Annotated in this window: 26 protein-coding genes; 20 read left to right on the top strand and 6 right to left on the bottom strand. The window is 41.1% G+C overall.

The window, feature by feature from the left end:
- Positions 1-26: 26 nt before the first annotated feature.
- A complete protein-coding gene (locus ACFOU2_RS22110) occupies positions 27-1,220 on the bottom strand; it encodes an MFS transporter (protein ID WP_377918438.1) in 1,194 nt (397 codons plus the stop codon).
- Positions 1,221-1,423: 203 nt separating this feature from the next.
- Here ACFOU2_RS22110 and ACFOU2_RS22105 point away from each other — a divergent pair, with 203 nt between their 5' ends.
- On the top strand, positions 1,424-1,795 hold the full coding sequence (locus ACFOU2_RS22105; protein WP_377918437.1) for a winged helix-turn-helix transcriptional regulator: 372 nt from the start codon (positions 1,424-1,426) through the stop codon (positions 1,793-1,795).
- 204 nt (positions 1,796-1,999) lie between these two features.
- Here ACFOU2_RS22105 and ACFOU2_RS22100 read toward each other — a convergent pair whose 3' ends face one another.
- A complete protein-coding gene (locus tag ACFOU2_RS22100; protein ID WP_377918436.1) occupies positions 2,000-3,823 on the bottom strand; it encodes a helix-turn-helix domain-containing protein in 1,824 nt (607 codons plus the stop codon).
- 445 nt (positions 3,824-4,268) lie between these two features.
- Between ACFOU2_RS22100 and ACFOU2_RS22095 the strand changes: the two genes are divergently transcribed.
- The 13 genes from ACFOU2_RS22095 to ACFOU2_RS22035 all read left to right on the top strand — a co-directional run bounded on the left by ACFOU2_RS22095 (position 4,269) and on the right by ACFOU2_RS22035 (position 15,931).
- Complete coding sequence (locus ACFOU2_RS22095) at positions 4,269-5,408, top strand: acyl-CoA dehydrogenase (protein WP_377918435.1); 1,140 nt, start codon at positions 4,269-4,271, stop codon at positions 5,406-5,408.
- 41 nt (positions 5,409-5,449) lie between these two features.
- Positions 5,450-7,114 (top strand): AMP-binding protein, encoded by a 1,665-nt coding sequence (locus ACFOU2_RS22090; protein ID WP_377918434.1) that lies wholly within the window; start codon positions 5,450-5,452, stop codon positions 7,112-7,114.
- A gap of 16 nt (positions 7,115-7,130) precedes the next feature.
- Positions 7,131-8,501 (top strand): acetyl-CoA carboxylase biotin carboxylase subunit, encoded by a 1,371-nt coding sequence (locus ACFOU2_RS22085; RefSeq protein WP_377918433.1) that lies wholly within the window; start codon positions 7,131-7,133, stop codon positions 8,499-8,501.
- An 11-nt stretch (positions 8,502-8,512) separates the two neighbouring features.
- Positions 8,513-8,725: an acetyl-CoA carboxylase biotin carboxyl carrier protein subunit gene (locus ACFOU2_RS22080; RefSeq protein WP_377918432.1), complete on the top strand. Its 213-nt coding sequence runs from the start codon at positions 8,513-8,515 to the stop codon at positions 8,723-8,725.
- 35 nt (positions 8,726-8,760) lie between these two features.
- Positions 8,761-9,669 carry a hydroxymethylglutaryl-CoA lyase gene (locus ACFOU2_RS22075; protein ID WP_377918431.1) on the top strand — a complete coding sequence of 303 codons (909 nt, stop codon included), beginning with the start codon at positions 8,761-8,763 and terminating at the stop codon, positions 9,667-9,669.
- 43 nt (positions 9,670-9,712) lie between these two features.
- On the top strand, positions 9,713-10,495 hold the full coding sequence (locus ACFOU2_RS22070) for an enoyl-CoA hydratase (protein ID WP_377918430.1): 783 nt from the start codon (positions 9,713-9,715) through the stop codon (positions 10,493-10,495).
- Between the two features lie 52 nt (positions 10,496-10,547).
- On the top strand, positions 10,548-12,071 hold the full coding sequence (locus tag ACFOU2_RS22065) for an acyl-CoA carboxylase subunit beta (protein WP_377918702.1): 1,524 nt from the start codon (positions 10,548-10,550) through the stop codon (positions 12,069-12,071).
- Between the two features lie 62 nt (positions 12,072-12,133).
- Positions 12,134-12,904, top strand: coding sequence for an electron transfer flavoprotein subunit beta/FixA family protein (locus ACFOU2_RS22060; protein WP_377918429.1), 771 nt, complete (start codon positions 12,134-12,136; stop codon positions 12,902-12,904).
- A 14-nt stretch (positions 12,905-12,918) separates the two neighbouring features.
- Entirely contained in the window at positions 12,919-13,911 is a 993-nt protein-coding gene (locus ACFOU2_RS22055) for an electron transfer flavoprotein subunit alpha/FixB family protein (protein ID WP_377918428.1), read from the top strand.
- A gap of 440 nt (positions 13,912-14,351) precedes the next feature.
- Positions 14,352-14,561 (top strand): carboxyl transferase domain-containing protein, encoded by a 210-nt coding sequence (locus tag ACFOU2_RS22050; protein ID WP_377918427.1) that lies wholly within the window; start codon positions 14,352-14,354, stop codon positions 14,559-14,561.
- A 44-nt stretch (positions 14,562-14,605) separates the two neighbouring features.
- The gene (locus ACFOU2_RS22045) at positions 14,606-14,749 is read left to right on the top strand and encodes an acid-soluble spore protein N (protein ID WP_377918426.1); all 144 of its coding nucleotides are present in this window, start codon (positions 14,606-14,608) and stop codon (positions 14,747-14,749) included.
- A 271-nt stretch (positions 14,750-15,020) separates the two neighbouring features.
- Positions 15,021-15,275 (top strand): small acid-soluble spore protein Tlp, encoded by a 255-nt coding sequence (gene tlp / locus ACFOU2_RS22040; RefSeq protein WP_377918425.1) that lies wholly within the window; start codon positions 15,021-15,023, stop codon positions 15,273-15,275.
- Between the two features lie 224 nt (positions 15,276-15,499).
- Positions 15,500-15,931, top strand: a complete 432-nt coding sequence (locus tag ACFOU2_RS22035; protein ID WP_377918424.1) for an acyl-CoA thioesterase — start codon at positions 15,500-15,502, stop codon at positions 15,929-15,931.
- 210 nt (positions 15,932-16,141) lie between these two features.
- Here ACFOU2_RS22035 and ACFOU2_RS22030 read toward each other — a convergent pair whose 3' ends face one another.
- Both ACFOU2_RS22030 and ACFOU2_RS22025 read right to left on the bottom strand, forming a co-directional pair.
- On the bottom strand, positions 16,142-16,432 hold the full coding sequence (locus ACFOU2_RS22030) for a HesB/YadR/YfhF family protein (RefSeq protein ID WP_377918423.1): 291 nt from the start codon (positions 16,430-16,432) through the stop codon (positions 16,142-16,144).
- 165 nt (positions 16,433-16,597) lie between these two features.
- Positions 16,598-16,996 (bottom strand): acyl-CoA thioesterase, encoded by a 399-nt coding sequence (locus ACFOU2_RS22025; protein ID WP_377918422.1) that lies wholly within the window; start codon positions 16,994-16,996, stop codon positions 16,598-16,600.
- Between the two features lie 318 nt (positions 16,997-17,314).
- On the opposite strand from ACFOU2_RS22025, the gene ACFOU2_RS22020 reads away from it, so the two are divergent.
- Both ACFOU2_RS22020 and ACFOU2_RS22015 read left to right on the top strand, forming a co-directional pair.
- On the top strand, positions 17,315-17,503 hold the full coding sequence (locus ACFOU2_RS22020; RefSeq protein WP_377918421.1) for a hypothetical protein: 189 nt from the start codon (positions 17,315-17,317) through the stop codon (positions 17,501-17,503).
- A 189-nt stretch (positions 17,504-17,692) separates the two neighbouring features.
- Entirely contained in the window at positions 17,693-17,851 is a 159-nt protein-coding gene (locus ACFOU2_RS22015; protein WP_377918420.1) for a hypothetical protein, read from the top strand.
- Between the two features lie 173 nt (positions 17,852-18,024).
- Here the strand turns inward: ACFOU2_RS22015 and ACFOU2_RS22010 are convergent, their stop codons facing one another.
- The gene (locus ACFOU2_RS22010; RefSeq protein ID WP_377918419.1) at positions 18,025-18,255 is read right to left on the bottom strand and encodes a hypothetical protein; all 231 of its coding nucleotides are present in this window, start codon (positions 18,253-18,255) and stop codon (positions 18,025-18,027) included.
- 586 nt (positions 18,256-18,841) lie between these two features.
- Here ACFOU2_RS22010 and ACFOU2_RS22005 point away from each other — a divergent pair.
- Entirely contained in the window at positions 18,842-18,982 is a 141-nt protein-coding gene (locus ACFOU2_RS22005; RefSeq protein ID WP_377918418.1) for a hypothetical protein, read from the top strand.
- A gap of 38 nt (positions 18,983-19,020) precedes the next feature.
- Here ACFOU2_RS22005 and ACFOU2_RS22000 read toward each other — a convergent pair whose 3' ends face one another.
- On the bottom strand, positions 19,021-19,227 hold the full coding sequence (locus ACFOU2_RS22000) for a hypothetical protein (RefSeq protein WP_377918417.1): 207 nt from the start codon (positions 19,225-19,227) through the stop codon (positions 19,021-19,023).
- Positions 19,228-19,870: 643 nt separating this feature from the next.
- On the opposite strand from ACFOU2_RS22000, the gene ACFOU2_RS21995 reads away from it, so the two are divergent.
- The 3 genes from ACFOU2_RS21995 to ACFOU2_RS21985 all read left to right on the top strand — a co-directional run bounded on the left by ACFOU2_RS21995 (position 19,871) and on the right by ACFOU2_RS21985 (position 20,855).
- On the top strand, positions 19,871-20,296 hold the full coding sequence (locus ACFOU2_RS21995; protein ID WP_377918416.1) for a cell wall hydrolase: 426 nt from the start codon (positions 19,871-19,873) through the stop codon (positions 20,294-20,296).
- Between the two features lie 120 nt (positions 20,297-20,416).
- Positions 20,417-20,566, top strand: a complete 150-nt coding sequence (locus ACFOU2_RS21990; protein ID WP_377918415.1) for a hypothetical protein — start codon at positions 20,417-20,419, stop codon at positions 20,564-20,566.
- A gap of 91 nt (positions 20,567-20,657) precedes the next feature.
- Positions 20,658-20,855, top strand: a complete 198-nt coding sequence (locus tag ACFOU2_RS21985; protein WP_377918414.1) for a hypothetical protein — start codon at positions 20,658-20,660, stop codon at positions 20,853-20,855.
- The last annotated feature ends 551 nt before the right edge of the window (positions 20,856-21,406 follow it).

The following is a 21,406-nucleotide window of genomic DNA, read 5'->3' as shown; positions in this document are numbered from 1 at the left end:
AAATTGGATTCGAACTGTATTGCTTTCTACACTACACTTTTTTGATCTTTTCGCTCCAGGGCTCGACTCCAACCTGTTAGGATCACGGCTCCTAGAACCATCAATGCCCCTATCCAAGCGGTGTGAATGAGTCCAATAGAATCTGTAATTACACCACCCAAATAAGATCCAATGGCAATTCCGGCGTTAAACGCAGCAATATTGATAGCAGATGCCACGTCTACTGCACTCGGTACAAAACGTTCAGCTAGCATCACTACATATACTTGCAGTCCCGGTACGTTCATAAAAGCTAATAACCCCATCAAGATAATTGTAATTAAACCAGCTGCCTTAAATGGAGCCGTGAACATTAAAATAAAGAGCACAACTGCTTGCACAATAAACATATAGAATAATGCACCAATTGGATTGCGGTTAGCCGCCTTTCCGCCAATCACGTTACCGATCGCAATTGCAACCCCGTAGACAAGCAAAATAAGAGCAACAGTTCCTTCCTTAAATCCTGTTATATCTTGCAGTAATGGAGATAAATAAGTAAAGACGACGAATGTACCTCCATATCCTAAGGCTGTAATAATAAATAAAAGGAGTAAGCGGCCGTTTGTAATCAGTTTAAACTGATCACGGAACGTTGTACGGGTACCTTTTCGCAAATCGGATGGAACAAGCATGCTGTTAGCAATTAAGGCAATGATCCCCACTACAACAATGGCCATAAAAGAAGTTCTCCAGCCAAATAGTTGTCCAATAAACGTACCAAAAGGAACACCAGTAACAGTTGCTACTGTGAGCCCTGTAAACATAATGGCAATAGCACTCGCTCGACGGTTTTCTGGTACCAAATCAGCAGCAATAGTAGAACCAATCGACATAAATACACCATGCGAAAGCGCAGAAATGACACGAGCAACTAGTAAAATACCAATACTTGCAGCGCTGGCAGCAATACTATTACCAACAATAAAAATAATCATAATCCAAAGCAATAAAGATTTACGTGACATATTAGATGTTAAAGACGTTAGGATGGGTGCCCCAAATGTCACCCCTAAAGCATATAAAGAAACGGTTAACCCGGCTGTTGTGACAGTAATTTTTAAATCTTGGGCTATAAGCGGCAATAGTCCCACACTGATGAATTCTGTTGTTCCAATTGCAAATGCACTCACTGCTAGTGCCAACAGTGCCAATGTACTTCGTTTTTTATCTAAAGTCATTTTTTCTCCTCCTAATCATTGTCTTGTTGTATTATTCAATCTTTTCAAGCAAACTATATAATTAAAAGAGTATGGTGAAAATCAGCCGGCAAATGTTATTATGAGATATATGGGTCACAAAGAAAAGTACGCACTTTTAAGTGCTATAGGTACTAAAAAGTTCGATAGGTACTTTTTTGTACCTATCGATGAGGAGGAAGAATATGCAGAAAAAGAAGTACAATATTTCCGTTGAAGCAACACTGGAAGTAATAGGGGGAAAATGGAAATGCGTTATTCTTTGCCATCTAACACACGGCAAAAAACGTACAAGTGAACTGAAACGCCTTATGCCGGGCATTACACAAAAAATGTTAACCCAACAATTACGCGAGTTAGAAGAAGATGGAGTGATTAATCGTATTGTTCATAATCAAGTTCCTCCAAAAGTGGAATATGAGCTCAGTGAATATGGATGGAGTTTACAAAATATTTTAGACTCTTTATGTGCATGGGGAGAAAAACATATTACCAAAGTATATGGTGATAAATTTGCTGTCTTAGAGGAGAGCGTTTTAAATGATAAACTGAAGTAACATACTTTTGGCACACCCTCCTGCGATGGACCGTCATAAAAATCCAGGAAAATCTAGCATGGCGGTGACGGCCCATCACAGAAAAATATATTTTTGAGTCAGCCCCTTTTGTTTGAACACGGAATTGACCGCATGACCACAATTTTGACCACACTCTTAATTCTTTTGGAACTATCTGGCCTCATATAGATACAGATCCAGCTTTTAATTTTGGGGTAATGAAGCTTTATTTTTTATATACTGATATATACTTATCGCTAAATGAATATTGAATAATTGTTTACTATCCGTCAGGTTGATTAAGAGAATTTCTTCAATTCGCTTTAAACGGTAGTTCAAGGTGTTAGTATGGATATGTAAGGCATCCGCAGCCTTCTTCACATTTTGATTCCGTTCTAAATAAACAAAAAGAGTCATTAAAAGTTCTCCTTTTCGCGAATGCTCATATTCAATGAGGGGGCCCAACACTTCATGGATATAATCTATCAATTCTTCTTCGGGATTTTGCAGTATGAATCTCTGGACACCAAGATCTGTATAACTGAGTACTTTATTTTCAAAATTATAGCTTTGGATAAATTTTAAGCACTTTGTAGCTTCTTGCAATGACTTATGAACATAAAGCAATCCTGGTTTAACCCTCCCAATGCCAACGGTAACTTCTGTTTCGTAATTTTTTGAGTGAATCTCCTCCTGGAACCATCCCGCCAGCTCTTTTATTTGAGAGATAATGTTAGATGAAGATGCCTTTGAATGAAAGGAGAGAAGGACCACGATTTGATTCTCATTTCTTACTGCCATGCCTTGTGGATGTTTTTCAAGGAACACTTGGTTAGCAATTTGTATGACATTCCTCATCATGCTATCTCCAAGGTTTTTCTGCTTATTCGGGATATCGCCAAAATTAATAATAATGGCAACATAGTTCCGAGTGGGGTCAAAATTCAAATTCTTTGCCTTTTGAATAAGCGTTTCATCCATTTGTCCTGAAAAAAGCTTAGTGACCAATTCTCCCTTCAGTCTTTGTTGGGTATCAAATACGGCCTGTTCTTTGACTAGTTCAAGAGAAATGACGGTACAAGCATGTTCGAGGGCAGCGATATCCACTTCACTCATTTTTTGGGTGGAAAGGATTATTAATATGCCAAGAAATTTAGGTTTTGATCCAAGGGATAATGCCACCAATTGATAGAGCTCTCCATCTATCTCAATTTCTGTAACAGAGCGAGAATTTTCAAGTGACCCGATGATATGTTTGGCCTGTTGTTTAATAAAATTGAGAATTTCATCAGAAAGGGAAGAATCATAGGCTGAAGCAATAAGTTCCCCTAAATCATCGAATAGAAGAGTGTGCTGACCGATCGTTTGATGTATATATTTAATGATTGAATGAAGACCTTCCCCCTGCAGAACAAGATTGGCTAAGCTCCTGTGTATCTCAATAGAATGGGAAAGCTTGCGCACGGTTTTCTCCTTTTCCCGGTAAAGGCTGGATTTCTCTAAAGCTACGGCAGCCTGATGGCAAATCGCTTTCAAAAGATTAATATCTTCTTGCTTGAAGTGTAAAGATTGTTGAAAAGAGTCCAAAGTAATAACCCCGATGCAGTCACCTTTCAGCAGAATGGGAGAGCAAATCACGGATGTAAATTTAAAATTGTTTGGAATAGACCTTTTTAATAAATCATAATTGTGTGCGGATAAAGTTGTCAGAGCTTTTTTTATTTCTTCCTCATTAGGAAAAATGCGGCATTCTCTTGCAGCAAAGGTCATACCGGTCATGGATTCACCGGCTTTTAGTCGAATTTGTCTAAAAATCTGCGGATAAAATAAACCTTGAGCTGATTTAGCGATAATACAGTTCTGGTTGGTATCATATAGCCATAAAGATCCGCCGCCCGCGGCATCTACGACAGAAATAGTTTCAATCATAATCGAATCAATAATGGTATCGATATCTAATGATGTATTTAATACGTTGGAAACATGGATTAAAGACTGAAGTTGGCGGTGAGTTAAAGTTTCTTTCATTTTTAATCATCCTTATCTACCGATAAAATATGTTTAATATAGAATTCTGTTATCGGTATCTATATCATTCGATAACACGAAAACGTTTTCTATAATAACTATGTTAATAGAATTCAAGAAATATGCAACTAGAAACATGTAGGATTATGCTAAAAGCAAAATATAATAATTTATTTAACGGTCATTTTTTGTGTAAAAACCACAAATTTTTTCTGTTGATTTTCATGAGGATGAACATGGTATTCTATCCTCTAATTGTTATAATCGAATTGTAAGAAAATTTTAAAGATAAAGAAATAAGTTCTTCATCAGATTCTCATCGGAAAATTTGGGATGTACATTTTTGTTTAACCAAGTAGTCCAATCGAATTAATCTCATTTTTCTGATGTAGAATAATCGCTCAATCGATTTCCGAAAAATGATAAAAGAAAGGATTGAAGATGGATGCATTTTGATTTAACGAAAGAACAAGCCATGATACGTAAATTGATTCGCGATTTTGCGGAAGCCGAAGTCGCTCCAGGCGCAGATCAAAGGGATCGTACGGGCGAATTTCCAAAGGAGATATTCGATAAATTGGCGGAGATAGGGGTAATGGGTCTTCCTTTTCCTGAACAATATGGTGGTGGTGAGGCAGATACAATCAGCTTTGCTATTGTTGTAGAAGAGTTAAGTCGAGTGTGCGGATCTACAGGTATCACCTATTCGGCGCATATTTCTTTAGGGGGAGCACCTATCCATTTATTTGGTACGCATGAACAAAAGCAGAAATATTTAACTCCACTTTGTACAGGGGAGTACTTGGGCGCTTTTGGCCTGACTGAACCGAATGCTGGTTCTGACGCAGGAGGAACACAAACGACAGCGATTCTTGATGGGGATCAGTGGGTGATTTCTGGTTCTAAATGTTTCATTACCAATGCAAGCTATGCTAAAAATGTCGCAATCACTGCCGTAACGGATCGTTCAAAAGGAACGAATGGAATTAGTGCGTTTATTGTACCTACTGATGCGCCGGGATTTACTGTGATTAATAATTATGAAAAGATGGGTCTTCACGCTTCAAATACAACGGAGTTAGTTTTGGAAAATGTAAGCGTTCCCAGAGAAAATCTCCTTGGTGCAGAAGGAAATGGGTTTAAGCAATTTTTGGCTACTCTTGACGGAGGAAGAATTGGGATCGGGGCGATGGCTGTTGGGATTGCTCAAGGAGCTTATGAAAAATCGCTTCAGTATGCAAAAGAAAGAAAACAATTTGGTAAGAGCTTATCTGCATTTCAAGCCATTCAATTTAAGCTGGCCGACATGGCTATGTATATTGAATTAGCTCGCAACATGGTTTACAAAGCAGCATGGTTGAAAGATCAAGGAAGAGCATTTAAAAAAGAAGCTGCGATGGCTAAATTATATGCTTCGGAAATGTGTATGAGAGTTTGTGATCAAGCCGTACAGATCCATGGTGGCTATGGTTATATGAAGGAGTATCAAGTGGAGCGATTCTTCCGTGACGCTAAGCTTTTGGAGATTGGGGAAGGAACTTCTGAGGTACAACGAATGGTTATTGCACGTGAAGTCGGCTGTTAAGAAAAACAGAATATTATATTTTAAAGAGGTGGATCTCCTGTATGGGTGAGGTAATGCATATCACGCTGGGAAAGTTGCTGGAACAAGTAGCGAATGAGCGGCCTGAACACGAAGCTGTTGTCTATCCAGATAGAAACCTTCGTTATACCTATAAGCAGTTCGATCATCTTTGTGGACAAGTGGCTAAGGGCTTTATGAAGTTAGGTATTAAAAAGGGTGATCATATGGCCATCTGGGCTTCTAATCACCCAGAATGGGTTACAAGTCAATTCGCTACGGGAAAAATGGGGGCTGTTCTCGTTACGGTAAATACAAATTACCGTGCCGCCGAACTTGAGTATCTATTAAAGCAATCCGATTCTACTACGTTAGTTTTGATGGAATCATATCGAGGGACTTCTTATATTGACATAATCTATGAGATTATTCCCGAGTTAAAAACATCCGAACCCGGCTGTCTTCAATCAGAGAAACTGCCTTTCTTAAAGAATGTAATCGTGTTGGGAGAAAACCGCTATCCGGGGATGTTCCTATGGTCCGATATTTTAGAAATGGGAGAAGAGGTAAGCAGCCATGTACTAGACGAAAGAATGTCTTCCCTTGACCCGGATGATGTGATTAACATGCAATATACATCAGGCACAACGGGATTTCCTAAAGGTGTCATGCTCACACATACAAACTTAGTCAATAATGCAGCGAATATAGCATCTTGTATGAATTTGACTTATGAGGATCGCATGTGCATACCGGTGCCTTTCTTCCACTGCTTTGGTTGTGTACTTGGAACGATGGCTTGTGTAAGCGTAGGTGCAACCATGGTTCCGATTCAGGAATTTGATGTTTTGTCTGTTCTGAAGGCTGTACAGAATGAGAAATGTACCGCTTTGCACGGAGTGCCCACCATGTTTATTGCCGAATTAAATCATCCGGACTTCGATAAATTTGATTTATCTTCTTTACGAACAGGGATCATGGCCGGTTCTTCTTGCCCGACGGAAGTTATGATAGCGGTTACAGAAAGGATGGGGGCCAGAGAAATTACCATTGTTTACGGCCAGACCGAATCCTCTCCTGGTATCACCCAGACTCGAACGAATGATCCGATTGAATTAAGAGTAAGCACCGTCGGTCGTGCCTTACCGAATGTTGAGGTGAAAATCGTAGATCCTTCGACAAACGAAGAGGTTCCATTTGGGGTTCAAGGCGAGCTTTGTACTCGTGGTTATCATGTAATGAAAGGCTATTACAAAAACCCGGAAGCAACGAAGGATGCAATCGACCAGGATGGATGGCTGCATACGGGAGACCTGGCTGTCATGGACGAGAACGGATACTGTAAAATTACAGGTCGCTTAAAAGATATGATCATACGCGGGGGGGAAAATATTTACCCGCGCGAGATTGAAGAATTCTTGTACACGCATCCCAAAGTGTTGGATGTCCAGATTATTGGGGTTCCGGACGAGAAATACGGAGAAGAGGTAATGGCGTGGATTCGTTTGAAAGAAGGGGCGACCGCGACAGCTGAGGAAATTCGGGAATATTGTGAGGGGAAAATATCCCGCTTCAAGATTCCGCGTTATATCGAGTTTTGTTCCGAATTTCCAATGACTGCATCCGGTAAAATTCAAAAATTTAGGCTTCGTGAGGATGCGAATCGGATTCTGAACGTGCAAAGGGAAGTTTTAATTAAAAACGTATAGCAAAGGGAGGAAAAGTATGTTCAAAAAAGTTCTGGTCGCTAATCGAGGAGAAATCGCAGTTCGGGTTATGCGAACGTGCAAGTCGTTGGGTATTTTTACGGTTGGAGTCTACTCGGAAGCCGATACGGAGGCGCCGCATGTCAAAATGGCGGATGAGGCTTATTTAATTGGAGGTCCGCGAGTAGCGGAGAGCTATTTAAACATTGATAAAATTTTAGAAATCGCCCGACTATCCGAAGCGGAGGCCATTCACCCCGGATATGGACTTCTCTCAGAAAATGCTGAATTTGCTCGTCGTTGTGAGGAGGCGGGGCTTGTATTCATCGGTCCTTCTCCTGACGTGATTTCCCGCATGGGCAGCAAAATTGAATCGCGGAAAGCGATGGAAGAAGCCGGTGTTCCAGTAGTTCCGGGTATAACATACCCATTAGCTGATGCGGAGGAAGCGGTGCAGGTAGCCGATCGTATGGGTTACCCGGTTATGCTCAAAGCTTCAGCAGGTGGAGGCGGTATCGGGATGCAGATCGTTCGCAGTGCAGATGAAATTCGAAAGGCGTTTGAGGGGAACCAAAAACGGGCGACGAATTTTTTTGGTGATGGTGCTATGTACATAGAGAAATACGTAGAAAATCCAAGGCATATTGAGGTTCAAATCCTGGCTGATGGATTTGGAAATACAGTTTACTTATGGGAACGTGAATGTTCGGTACAGCGTCGTCATCAGAAAGTGGTAGAGGAAGCTCCCTCATCGTTTCTGGATGAAGTCACTCGCAGCAAGATGGGGGAGGCGTCGGTAAAGGCGGCTAAATCAATCGGATATCGAAATGCTGGTACGATCGAGTTTTTGGTTGATGAGGATAAGAATTTCTACTTTCTTGAAATGAATACCCGCTTGCAAGTGGAACATCCGGTCACGGAAGAAATTACCGGATTGGATTTGGTTGCAGAGCAGCTTCGGATTGCAGCGGGCGATTCATTGAATTTTACGCAGGCGGATGTTACACGTGAGGGTCATGCGATTGAAGTTAGAATCTATGCTGAGGATCCTAAAACATTTTTCCCATCTCCGGGAACAATAACGAAATTAATATTACCTGAAGGTCCTGGAGTTCGTCATGAATTAGCTGTACATGGTCAATCGGTCGTTACTCCTTTTTATGACCCCATGATTGCTAAGCTCGTTGTAAAAGGCGAGGATCGCGACGAAGCGATTGATCGTCTGCAAGATGCGCTAGCCCATTATGAAGTGCAGGGAATTAAAACGAATATTCCGATGTTACAAGAAGTAGCAGCACACCCGGCATTCCGTTCAGGTGATACGACAACCAGCTTTGTGGCTAAGTACTTACAAGAAAAACAAGGAACCGCGATGAACCGCGTGAAATAGGAGGAATAAAGATGGATCAAGTATTATCAAGTATGGCAGGGAATGTATGGAAGATTCTCGTTAAAGTTGGGGATCAGGTGGATGCAGGACAGGATGTGGCCATCTTGGAATCGATGAAAATGGAGATTCCAATTGCAGCGGACTTCGGCGGGACTGTCAAAGAAGTAAAAGTAAATGAAGGAGATTTTGTAAATGAGGGGGACGTATTAGTTGAGCTTGAATAACTATTCCAAATGAAGAAGGGATGGCGGAGGGAACCATGCTTACGAATTTTCCAACCAGCGTAACAATAAAAGAAGTAGGGCCGCGAGACGGACTGCAAAATGAACAGGCATTTATTTCAACGGAGAATAAAATTTCTTGGATTAATCAACTGTCTCTTACGGGATTGAAATATATTGAAATTACTTCTTTTGTAAATCCAAAATGGATTCCTGCACTTGCCGATGCTGTTGAAGTGGCAAAAGGGATTGAGCGAATCCCAGGGGTAACTTATACAGCTCTTGTTCCAAACCGAAAGGGTTTGGAACAAGCTCTCGAGGCTAATGTGGATGAAGTCGCTGTGTTTATGTCAGCTAGCGAAACACATAACCAAAAAAATATTAATAAATCAATTGAAAATACATTTCCTCTTTTAAAAGAAGTAGTGGAAGATTCCTTAAAGGCAGGAAAGTCTAGCCGCGGATATGTTTCAACAGTATTCGGGTGTCCTTATGAAGGTATCGTTGATATAGAAAAGGTTATTAGGGTATCGGAAACTTTGTTCGAGATGGGAATTGGGGAACTGTCTCTTGGCGATACCATCGGTGCGGCTAATCCAAAGCAAGTACAAGACGTGTTAGAGGCCTTATTAAGGCGTTTTCCTGCGAATAAATTAGCTTTACACTTTCATGATACCCGTGGAACAGCCTTGGCTAACATCTTAGTATCGTTAGACATGGGCATTACCACATTTGATGCCTCCCTTGGCGGTTTAGGAGGATGCCCATATGCACCCGGTGCATCTGGCAATGTGGCTACAGATGATCTTCTTTACATGCTGAACAGTATGGGAATTACCACAGGGTTGAATCAGGAAAAGCTGATGTCCGCATCCCGTTTTATTCAGGATAAGGTAGGAAAACCTTTACCGAGCCGGAGTCTTCAAGTCTGCGGCTTGAATGGATAGGCCGGGTTGATTATTCGGCATACATATAGGAGGGGGAAAGAACATGGGGAAAGCTGTGTTGGTCTCAACATTGGATAATGGAATTGTTCTTATTACTTTAAATCGCCCGGAAGCTGCCAATTCATTATCATTACAAATGTTGGAAGAACTTCAAGAAGCGATCGTTACATGTAAATTTGATCGGTCGGTGCGCTGCGTGGTTATCACTGGGGCTGGGGAGAAAGCCTTTTGTGCAGGGGCAGATTTAAAAGAACGTGCAGAAATGGACATGAACCAGGTACGTAAGACAGTTTCTTTGATCCGCGGGAACATTAATGAATTAGAAGCCTTGCCTCAGCCGGTCATTGCAGCCGTGAACGGAGTCGCTTTTGGAGGGGGAACGGAATTGGCGTTGGCTTGTGACATCAGGATCGCTTCAGAAACAGCGAAGTTTGGTCTTACGGAGACTTCACTCGGAATTATTCCGGGTGCAGGTGGAACACAACGTTTGCCGAAATTGGTAGGGAAGGGGCGAGCCAAGGAGCTCATTTTCACTGCCAGACGGATTGATGCCGGGGAAGCACGGGAGATTGGGTTAGTGGAGTATGTGATGCCGGCTGAATCCTTGCTGGACAAAGCATTAGATATAGCCAATCAGATCGTTCGAAATGGCCCCATTGCAGTCACTCAGGCAAAGTTCTCCATCGATAAGGGGTTTGATGTGGATTTAAGCACCGGGCTTGCTATTGAGCAAAATGCCTATGAATTGACCATTCCGACGAAGGATCGATTAGAAGGGCTGCAAGCTTTCAAGGAAAAAAGATCTCCGGTTTTTGTTGGAGAATAATAGAAATTAGTTTAGTAGAGGAGGAAAGACAATGTCAGTTGATGTGAAAACCATGCAGCAAATGCTGCAGGAAAGAATTGAACGGATTCAAAAAGGGGGATCCTCTAAATATCATCAGAAAAATCAAGAGCAGGGTAAACTGTTTGTTCGTGATCGTTTAAAGCTATTGTTTGATCCGGGTTTTGAGCTGGAGGATGCGCTATTTGCAAACTGCTTAGCCGAGGACCTTCCGGCTGATGGAGTAGTAACGGCGATGGGGAAGATCAACGGCCAGGTTGTTTGTGTAATCGCGAACGATTCAACGGTAAAGGCCGGTTCTTGGGGATCCCGAACTGTAGAGAAGATTATTCGGATGCAAGAAACGGCAGAAAAAATGAGGGTGCCACTCATCTACCTTGTAGATTCTGCAGGGGCGCGTATTACGGATCAAGTAGAAATGTTTCCTGGGCGCCGTGGGGCTGGCCGGATTTTTTACAACCAGGTCAAATTTTCGGGTAAAGTTCCACAGATCTGCATCTTGTTTGGTCCGTCCGCGGCAGGGGGAGCTTACATCCCTGCGTTTTGTGACATTGTCATAATGGTGGATGGAAATGCATCGATGTACCTTGGTTCTCCGAGGATGGCAGAAATGGTTATTGGGGAAAAAGTAACGTTGGAAGAGATGGGCGGTGCACGCATGCATTGTTCTGTTTCAGGATGCGGGGATGTACTGGCTAAAAATGAAGAAGAAGCCATTGCGATGGCCCGAAATTATCTCTCTTATTTTCCTGCTAATTTTTCCGAAAAACCGCCGGTCCAGGAAGCATTGGCACCCAAACACTTCGAGAAAACGTTGGAAGAGCTCATCCCATCCAATCAGAATGTCCCTTTTAACATGTATGATCTAATTGACCGGATCATCGATGAAGGTTCGTTTTTTGAAATTAAAAAGCTGTTTGCGAGCGAATTGATCACTGGACTGGCGAGGATGAACGGTAAATCAATCGGAATCATTGCCAATCAGCCACGGGTTAAGGGTGGTGTCTTGTTCCATGATACGGCGGATAAGGCAGCTAAATTTATTACCCTTTGTGACGCGTTTCATATCCCGATTCTGTTTCTCGTTGATGTCCCTGGTTTTATGATTGGTACCAAGGTAGAACGGGCAGGAATCATTCGCCATGGTGCGAAAATGATTTCCGCTATGTCTGAAGCAAGTGTACCCAAAATCTCGGTTATCGTCCGTAAAGCATACGGAGCAGGTCTCTATGCCATGGCCGGTCCTGCGTTTGAACCGGATTGTTGTCTCGCCTTGCCTACAGCTCAAATTGCGGTCATGGGACCGGAGGCTGCGGTGAATGCCGTGTATGCCAAGAAAATTGCCGGGTTACCTGAAAATGAGCGGGCCTCTTTTATTGAACAAAAGCGGGAGGAATATAAACAGGATATTGATATATACCGACTAGCCTCCGAAATGATTATCGATGGGATCATCCCGGCCAATTCGTTACGTGATGAGTTAGTGAATCGATTTGAGGCGTATTCATCAAAGTACGTTGTCTTCTCTGAGCGGAAGCACCCTGTATATCCAGTCTAATCTACGATTATTTTATAGAAAATATGATTTCAAAATAACATTTATAAAAGGAGAATAGTTAGATGAAGATTTTTGTTATTTTAAAGCGAACCTTCGACACAGAAGAAAAGATCTCCATACAGAACGGTAAAATTAATGAGGAAGGCATTGAGTATATTGTCAATCCGTACGATGAGTACGCCATTGAAGAAGCCATTGTTCTTCGCGATAAGCATGGCGGTGAAGTAACGGTTGTGACAGTTGGGGAAGAAGAAGCGGAAAAAGAACTTCGTACGGCTCTTGCGATGGGGGCAGATAAAGCGGTACGGATCGATAGTGAAGACATAGATGAGCTTGATCAATTCACAACGGCCACCCTTCTTGCCGCCTATTTGAAAAATCAGGAGTATGACATCATTCTTGGAGGAAATGTCGCGGTTGACGGAGGTTCTGGACAAGTCGGGCCACGTGTTGCGCAAATTTTAGACATTCCACAAGTGACAACGATTACAAATCTTGAAGTTGCCGATGGAAAAGCGACCATTGTCCGTGATGTAGAAGGGGACGAAGAAACGATCGAAGTATCACTGCCTGTTCTTATCACGGCACAACAAGGTTTGAATGAGCCGCGTTATCCATCGCTTCCAGGGATTATGAAGGCAAAGAAAAAGCCTCTTGAAACGTTAGATTTAGATGAACTTGAGTTAGACGAGGACGATGTAGAAGCAAAGACAACCACCGTTCAAATATTCCTTCCGCCAGCAAAACAAGCTGGAAAAGTGCTTGGGGGAGACGTTCCTGGTCAAGTAAAAGAGTTGGTATCACTTCTAATGTCTGAAGCAAAAGTCATTTAATGGGGGAGATTATGATGGCAAAAAAAGTATTGGTAGTTGGCGAAGTTCGTGACGGGGAGTTACGTAATGTGTCTTTTGAGGCAATCGCAGCAGGTAAAGAAGTGGCAGACGGCGGCGAAGTTGTCGGTGTCCTTCTCGGCGAAAAAGTCGATCATTTAGCAAATAGCTTGCTGCAATATGGCGCTGATCGTGTCGTTGTCGTGAATCATGCTGACCTTAAGAGTTACACAACAGATGCCTATCAACAAGCGCTGCTTCAAGTGATTGATGCGGAAAGGCCAGAAGGGTTCATTCTCGGTCATACAGCAATGGGGAAAGATTTATCACCACGTATTGCAATGAAGCTAAACGCTGGATTAATTTCAGATGCAATTGCCATTGAAAAAGATGGAGACGAAGCAGTGTTTACACGACCGATTTACTCAGGTAAGGCATTTGAGAAAAAGAAAGTCAAGGAAGGCATTGTCTTTGCGACCATTCGTCCGAACAACATTGCACCACTTGAGAAAGATGAAACAAGAACGGGGGATATCTCCAATTTAACGGTTGATATTAAAAATCTTCGTACAATCATTAAGGAGGTTGTTCGTAAAGCAACTGGCGGCGTTGATTTGTCCGAAGCAAAAGTCATCATCGCCGGCGGCCGCGGCGTAAAGAGCAAAGAAGGATTTAAGCCATTGCAGGAGCTGGCCGATGTGTTAGGCGGCGCAGTAGGGGCATCACGCGGGGCATGCGACGCAGAATATTGCGATTACTCCCTGCAAATCGGGCAAACTGGAAAGGTTGTTACACCCGACTTATACTTTGCGATTGGTATTTCCGGTGCCATCCAGCATTTAGCCGGCATGTCAAATTCAAAAGTCATTGTGGCAATTAATAAAGATCCAGAAGCACCAATCTTTGAAGCGGCGGATTATGGTATCGTAGGAGATTTATTTGAAGTTGTGCCAATCTTAACGGAAGAATTAAAAAGAGTGCTGAATGTAAAAGAAGAAATAACGCAATAAGAAGGAAAATAAAAAACTTCTTATATGCCCGTTTAACTGGGGTTCTGGTGCAAAAACGATCAGATAGCAAAACCAAAATGAATATCAGCTGACAAACTGGTACATTTTATTCGCAATCAAACACTTTGGGACGATTAGGCTCGCCTCTTTGTAGGCGGGCCCTTTATTTTGATTTATAGTAAGCAACCAAACACAACATGGTCTATTTTAATGCGTTATTACTTATTTTCCCACTTAAAGTACCCAATTATACTAAGACTAAAGTGCGGTAGAACTGCTTCTTTAACGAACGGGTGGCGATCGTGCAGCGGGGAGCAAACCAGGGGGTACTGACCGTTTCAACAACAAAATTTCTATTTTGTATGTATGGACTCTGTACTGGAATGATTGGGGAAGGATAAAGGGATGCATATTAAGGTAAATAAAACCGCATTTATGATATGGGACAAATCATTTCTGAAATTGTGGATCATCATCAATTTTTTGCATATAAGCCGATGTACGGACAAGCCCTGATTACGGCATTGGCAAGGCTGACTGGTCGTGTTATTAGTATCATTGCCAATCAGCCGAATCGTTATGCAGGAGCAGCAGGACCAAAAGAATGTGATAAAGCGGTCGATAGAGGGAAGAATAAACTACCAACATAAACCGGCGTGAAAGCGGTTAGAGTATAGATGAGGAGGCGAGGACGATGAGTAATCCAAAAGGAAGCCGCAAACATTTCGTTCCGAATCATATTGGTACCCAGCCGCGAGCTGCAGGCGGAAACAAAGGGAAACAAATGCAGGATAAATCCGGCCAGCATGCTCAAGTAATCCAAACAAAAGGTGAATAACTAAGGGGTTGACTCAAAAGCCTTTAGAGGAATCTGTTTTCTACGATGAACCGTCACTGAACCCCTCGATTTTCTTGGATTTTTGATGATAGTTCATCGCAGGAGGATGTCCCTCAAAAAGTGCGCTTTTTAAGGGACACTCTCTTTTGTATCCTTTTTAGTTTACATAATAAAATTATGGTTATTCATTTTAATTATTACCAACAATAATCTTCCCGTTCCTTCACATACTACTTATGTAAGGTCATTATTTTGCAAGGAGGAATGTATGATGGCATGGAACCGCCCAAAACCAGATGACCGCAGCGATAACGTTGAAAAGTTACAATCAATGGTTCAAAACACGATCAAAAATATTGAAGAAGCAGAGGATAGCCTGGCATTTTCCGATTCTGAGGAGCAACGCGAACAAATCAGAGCGAAAAACCAACGCCGCGAAGAGAGCATTCAAGCGATGCGAAATGAAATTCAAGATGAAGCACAGGCACGCGAAAGCGGCTATGCAGGAAGCGAACAAACTTACTAATATACTTGCCTTCTTTTAGCGGCAGTGAATAAAAAGAGTACCAAGCCAGGGGAATGACCCCTGGTTTTTGCTATCTTTTTAATGAAAAAGAAATGGTAGCTTTCTTTTCATATGGATATTTCTTCGTTTTTTCATGGGGAGTCTACAGAGAAAAAAACGTTAAGTTATGTTAAGATAAGCAATGGTACATACATAATCAACTTTTTTAGGACAGGGGGAATACCATGTTAGTCTCAAAAAAAGAGATCGACGTTCGATACGCTGAAACGGACCAAATGGGCGTTGTTTATCATGCCAATTACTTAGTATGGATGGAAGTGGGGCGCACAGATCTTATTCGAAGGCTTGGCTTTAATTATGCAGAAATGGAGCGAGACGGCATTCTTTCGCCGGTAACGGATGTACAAGTATCGTATAAAAAACCGCTTCGATATGGGGATACGGCTGTCGTCCATACATGGATTGAGCATTACGATGGTTTGAGAGTTATCTATGGATATGAAATTTTAACACCCAATGGGGAAATCGCAATAACCGCTACTTCTTCTCATGTATGCGTCAAAAAAGAAAACTTCCGCCCGATTTCCATTCGAAGACTATACCCAACATGGCATCAAGCATACGAAAAGGCGAAAAAGCAGTCTATAGCCGAATAATACATTAAAGAGCCCGCTGCTAAGAAAGCAGCGGGCTCTTTAATGTATAAGAAAGCATAGGGTTTAAGCGGGCTTTCTCCGCTTTTCGTTATTGTCCAGCTCCGAAAGCCAAACCGTACGGTCATTTCCCTTCTTCGTGCGGAGTCAAAAAGCGACTCCTTCTCAGAAGCTCCAATGCCCTATCGGTTTAAGCGGGCTTTCTGCGCTTTATTATTCACTAATTGAGAATTCAGGTTCACCTTTTGTTTCATCAAATGAAACGACCAAGTTCCGGTTTTCAAAATACCACAAATCTTGATCTTCTATGTAAAATGTAATGCCTTCTATTTCTGCCTGGGCACCAATCAGTACCGGCTCCTGTTTTCCGACACCAAGTGAAAACCCTTTTTGAACTGTGCTGCATCCGCCATATCGAACAAAAAACTTCACCTTATCGCCACTTTGTAGGTCGAATTCATCTTTATACCATTGGAAGGCTTCGTTTGTTACTGTAATATTCATGGTTTACATCTCCTTTTTTAAAAGCGTCTATACTTAATTATAAAGAAATCTTTTCCTTTAAACCATTATCATACACGAATGATAGATAAAAGGAATATATGGTTTTGTCGAATTAAGTAAAACTGGGGCACTTTCTATCCATGCAATACTAAAGGCGGGGATGCCTTAACATTCTGTATAATAGTGATTTTCTAACTCTCTCTTAATTTCATCAGGTATTGGCTCTGATTTTTGAAGCTTTATATTATAATTCACATATGTTACATTACCTTTTGCACATAAGATATTGTCTTGATGGATTTCTTCATATAGTTCCAAACTTGAAGTTCCAATCCTTTTGACCCACGTATAAACATCTACCGTTTTTCCAAAGAAAATCTGGCTTACATACTCCACATTCATCTTTAGGATGATCATTTTCCAGTTATTAAAGGAATGATCAGGTGTAAACAATTTAAAAATCTCGTTTCGGCCAGCTTCGAACCATATTGGTATCGTTGTATTATTAATATGGCCCACACCATCAGTTTCAGAAACCCGAGGTTCAATTTTTGTTTGAAACATGTTATCCCGCCTTTTTCATTTTTGGTATATTCATAATCTTTGACGGAAATTTACATTTTCCTCTCTATAAAGTTTGAAATGATGTAAACGCAGCGGATTATGCGATAAAACCGGGATTCGACTTGAATTTTTATTTTTCTGACCTTTCATAAAAATCATAATCGCGTGACAAGAAGGGTGACTTATTTATTGATAAGAAATAAAAGAAAAAGGAAATACAATCTCTATTTTTAAGTTGATAGTCTAACACGAGATGAGTAGAAACAGCGTAAAATAGAATACAAAAGAATTAATCATATCATCCGGGGTGCAAGAAAAGTGAAAATTCTTACAACACGTGAAGATGTGAAGGTAAGTCAAAAAGTATATATCCCAGCAGGAACACCGCTTCAATTGCGGTATCCATTCAGTGGGTATAACACCTTTCAAGCCGTTATCTGGAAAGGGAAGGTAATTTACATTCACAGCAGCTATTTCGTAGAAGTAACGGAAATGGAAAGGGAGTAATTTTAAGAAGATGTACTGCAAAAATGCGACATATCCCAAAAGTACAAAAAAGTACTTTTGGGATATGTCGCATTTTTATATGCCTTTTGAAAATGCAAAAAAATTTTTAGCATGTTTCATGAATTTCAGAGCTGGAACAGGAAATACTAAATGCATATAAGTAACTTGAAGGATAGGTGATATATGCATATGGACAGGGAAAAGATGACTGAGGAACTATTGAAACAGACAAGGGAATATATTAGAGAAGTACATACTTCAGGTCTTAACGCAGAGGCTAGAACGTTTTCCCTGCAGTCTGCTTATGAATCATTTACCAGTCTGCTGCCGGACGAAGGGGAAAGTTAAGGAAACGATTCTGCAGAATTAAAACATTCATTCTTCAAGGTGGGGGAATCGTTTTGAATCGCAAGTCAAAAAAGGATAAGTGGAAATGAAAAAGAGAAAGGCGAAAACGAAAGAAGCAATCCATCCATTATCTGGATTGCTTCTTTCGTTTTCAGATAGAATCGTTGTTCCTTTTACATTAGTTCTCTTTCCTCTGGCTCAAGCAAGGATTCATCGGTTAGTGAAAGTAAATTACCTAAACAACCAGGGCAGCACTCTATACAATCATCCACTTGATAGCTCACTAATCGCCATCCAGGTTCACTCTTGCAATAACCTTCCCGATCCCCTAGACATCTGCTTGCGAGTTTGTCCTCCTCGCCGTCACCGCCTGATTCTTGAAAATATTCGCAACAAGTAGGCATATCCATGTTCCCCCTTTACAATCGATTCCGTCTTATTTTCGCTTCTCTACCCGATTTTATTCAAAAACGCCTTTGCTGGAAAGCGCTGGCTCACACTTCCTCCTGCTGCTTATATTAGTCATTCGCTTATCTTCGTATATTTCTAGTTCACTTCACACATTATGTATGTGTGGAAAAAGAAGACGGGAGCCTTGATAGACAAGGGGGTTGGATGATAAATGTGGTCGTTTGGCCACATTTTGACCACATCAATTATGTTTGGCCATTTCCGCAAAGAAAAAAAGACAATTGGTCCAAAAGCAAAGCGGAATCCTTTACTGAAACCACTCTATGAAGAAACGGCTTTAGCCTAAGTATAAAAGGCTAAGAAGCGAAGGGAGATAAGGACATGGAAGAAGTAGAACGTCAACTGCAGGAATACTCCAGGGAAACATTGCTTCAAAATGAGTTAGACCGAAGGAAACTCAAATTATTAACTTGTTTTTCCGCTATATCTGTGTCTATGTCCTACATCATAAGAGGTAACTGAACATGAGGTCAAACAACAATTAATCAAATATGGACTATATAGAAAGAGGCTAGGAGCATGATCGAAAACAGTTTTCCTTATGCGGGTGTACAAGCTCTTTTCTTTGAAGAACAGGTAACGATTATTAAACCAAATCAAACTATTTTTCAAATTGCGACGGCGCTCAGAATCATCTGTGAGTGCCGTTATTATTTATAAGTCTGATTTGAGAATCAGTGCAAAAGTAAATACAGCCTCTACTTCTCCTCATCTTCCTTTTTGTCATTTTTTTCATCACCCATCCTCATCTTAACTCGGTCGTTACTATCCTTTTTAGTATCTGCTTGTTTTGGTTCTTCTGGGTTTTGATTCTTCTTTTCTGGCTCGTCTTTTGGGGGAGCACACGCAGCTGACAGACACATATGGACAAGTACGGTCATAACAATAAGTAATTTTTTAAACAAACAGTATCCCTCCTTAAATCAGCATTTAAAGATAGATTGTCCATTCTTTATCATATAAACCATTTCTCGTTTTCCTGTGTACTTTTCATATTTCTTGGTGGAATGTCCGATAAAAACCCGACAAAAATAGGGACAAAATAAGGGATAAAATGAGGGACTTTTTTAAAATCAAAAACAGGTACGATCATGCAATGGCAGCATGACCTTTCATGGGTGGCACAGGTTCGAATCCTGTTGTTTGCAAACTAAATTCATGCGGTCATGGACTGGAAACCCGTCACCAGCAATATACTCGCTGTCCCCTCATCATAGACCATCTGTCAAGAAAGCTACTTGATAGGTGGTTTTATTATTTAATGAAACTATGTTCTAAATAAACAATAGAAAATGAGGTGATGAACATGAAACCATGGCTTTCTGATCCGGAAGAAGAACGAGAAGAGAAGCGGAAGAATGGCATAACATTTATGCGACGGAAAAGCACAAAGGTCACAATGTAGAGCTCGGTTTTGACGAAGACGATGAGTTTTATTATGGGATTGTAAATTACAAAAGTACCGTACCTCGTTCATCTAAGTTTTATTGTCATGACCATAGCCAAACAGCAATATTATAGAAAGGTAACTACAATGGAGGTGAAATCATGGCGGTTGTAAGACATACGGAAGCAGATATTAACCTCTTGGCAAGATTACTTAGGGCTGAAGCTGAGGGAGAAGGGAAACAAGGCATGCTGATGGTTGGGAATGTAGGTATTAACCGGATCCGAGCGAATTGCAGCGATTTTAGGGGAATCCGTACCATTCCCCAAATGATTTTTCAACCACATGCTTTTGAAGCCACTATAAAGGGTTATTTCTACCAAAGGGCAAGAGAACCTGAAAGAAGATTAGCCCGTCGAGCTGTTAGAGGAGAGCGGTTATGGCCTGCAAAATTTAGTTTATGGTATTTTAAGCCACCAGGGGCTTGTCCTCCAACATGGTATAATCAACCTCACGTGGGACGTTACAAGGCTCATTGTTTTTATCAGCCAACAGGCAGAGAATGTGAAGAAGTTTATAGATTTTAAGATAAAGAAAAGAATGGGGAGTAAGTGGAGTCACTTGTAATGAGTGGCTTTTTATTTTGAAGGAAATGTGATGAAGGTTGAAGATAGAATCTCACAGGGGTAAATGATTCATTCCGTCGTATGAGCCAAGCGACAAACGGGAAGGAAACGCAATTAAAACAAGAGGCTGCTTATACGCGAATTAAGACAAAGATCGACAACTTTGATATGTTAGATGATCAAATTGTTCAGCTGTTAGCTGGAATGAATCAAAATCAAAGAGTCAAATAATGGCTAAATATCGTATGAAAAAGCGGATGAGTAAGAACACATACTAAATAAGGGTGTTCTTATTTTTATTGCCTAAAGAAGGTGACATACGTTGGAATTTGACTATGAGGAATATGGAGAAGTTGATCATATTGTAATCACTGACAAGGATAACAAAGTGCTAGTATACATTAGTGATGGAGAGGTTATCGTATTCGATGATTTACAAGTATTTTTCGGGGACGGTCGCTTTGTTGAGAAAAATGGAATAACCAAGTTTTTTAAAAGAGACAGTTTTATTCTGGAATAAACGCCTCAATCCATTTAGGATGGGGTTTTTTTATTGACCGAATGATTCATGTAGCTCAAATTTCATTCGTTTTATATCTGCAACAGTTATTTACTCCCTTCCTGCCCAAAGGCAACCATTGCTCATAGAAAGCCGATAGGGGGGAATCGCTATCAGGTCGGTTGCGCCTCCATAATACTCGTTTGGTCATCTGGAATGGAGCGGATACCATCTGGCACAGTAGGATTGGTTACTATCATTATTTTTTCCAAACTGATTATCAGGGGTTTGTGAAGGAAAATGACTACGTACAAAATTGCGTGACATTTGGAGGAGCGCTGATCGTTTTGATGAGGCGGCAGAGACCGTGTCTCTTTGTGTTTTTGGAATATAAAAAGTGGTTACATGAATTGACCACATGACCACACACTATCATGAAATAGTGTGATATAGATTCTTAACCAACTTATATAAAGGAGTAAAACCGTTGATATATGGGCATTTCTATAAAATAGAATCTCATACGATTGTATAGGATTTTAACATTCCACCACATTATGTAAATGGAGGTG

The organism is Bacillus songklensis, assembly GCF_042649685.1.
In the GTDB taxonomy this organism is placed as follows: domain Bacteria; phylum Bacillota; class Bacilli; order Bacillales; family Bacillaceae_H; genus Bacillus_BA; species Bacillus_BA songklensis.
The sequence above is the reverse complement of the archived record's forward strand: the minus strand, read 5'-3'. Positions and strand labels throughout refer to the sequence as shown.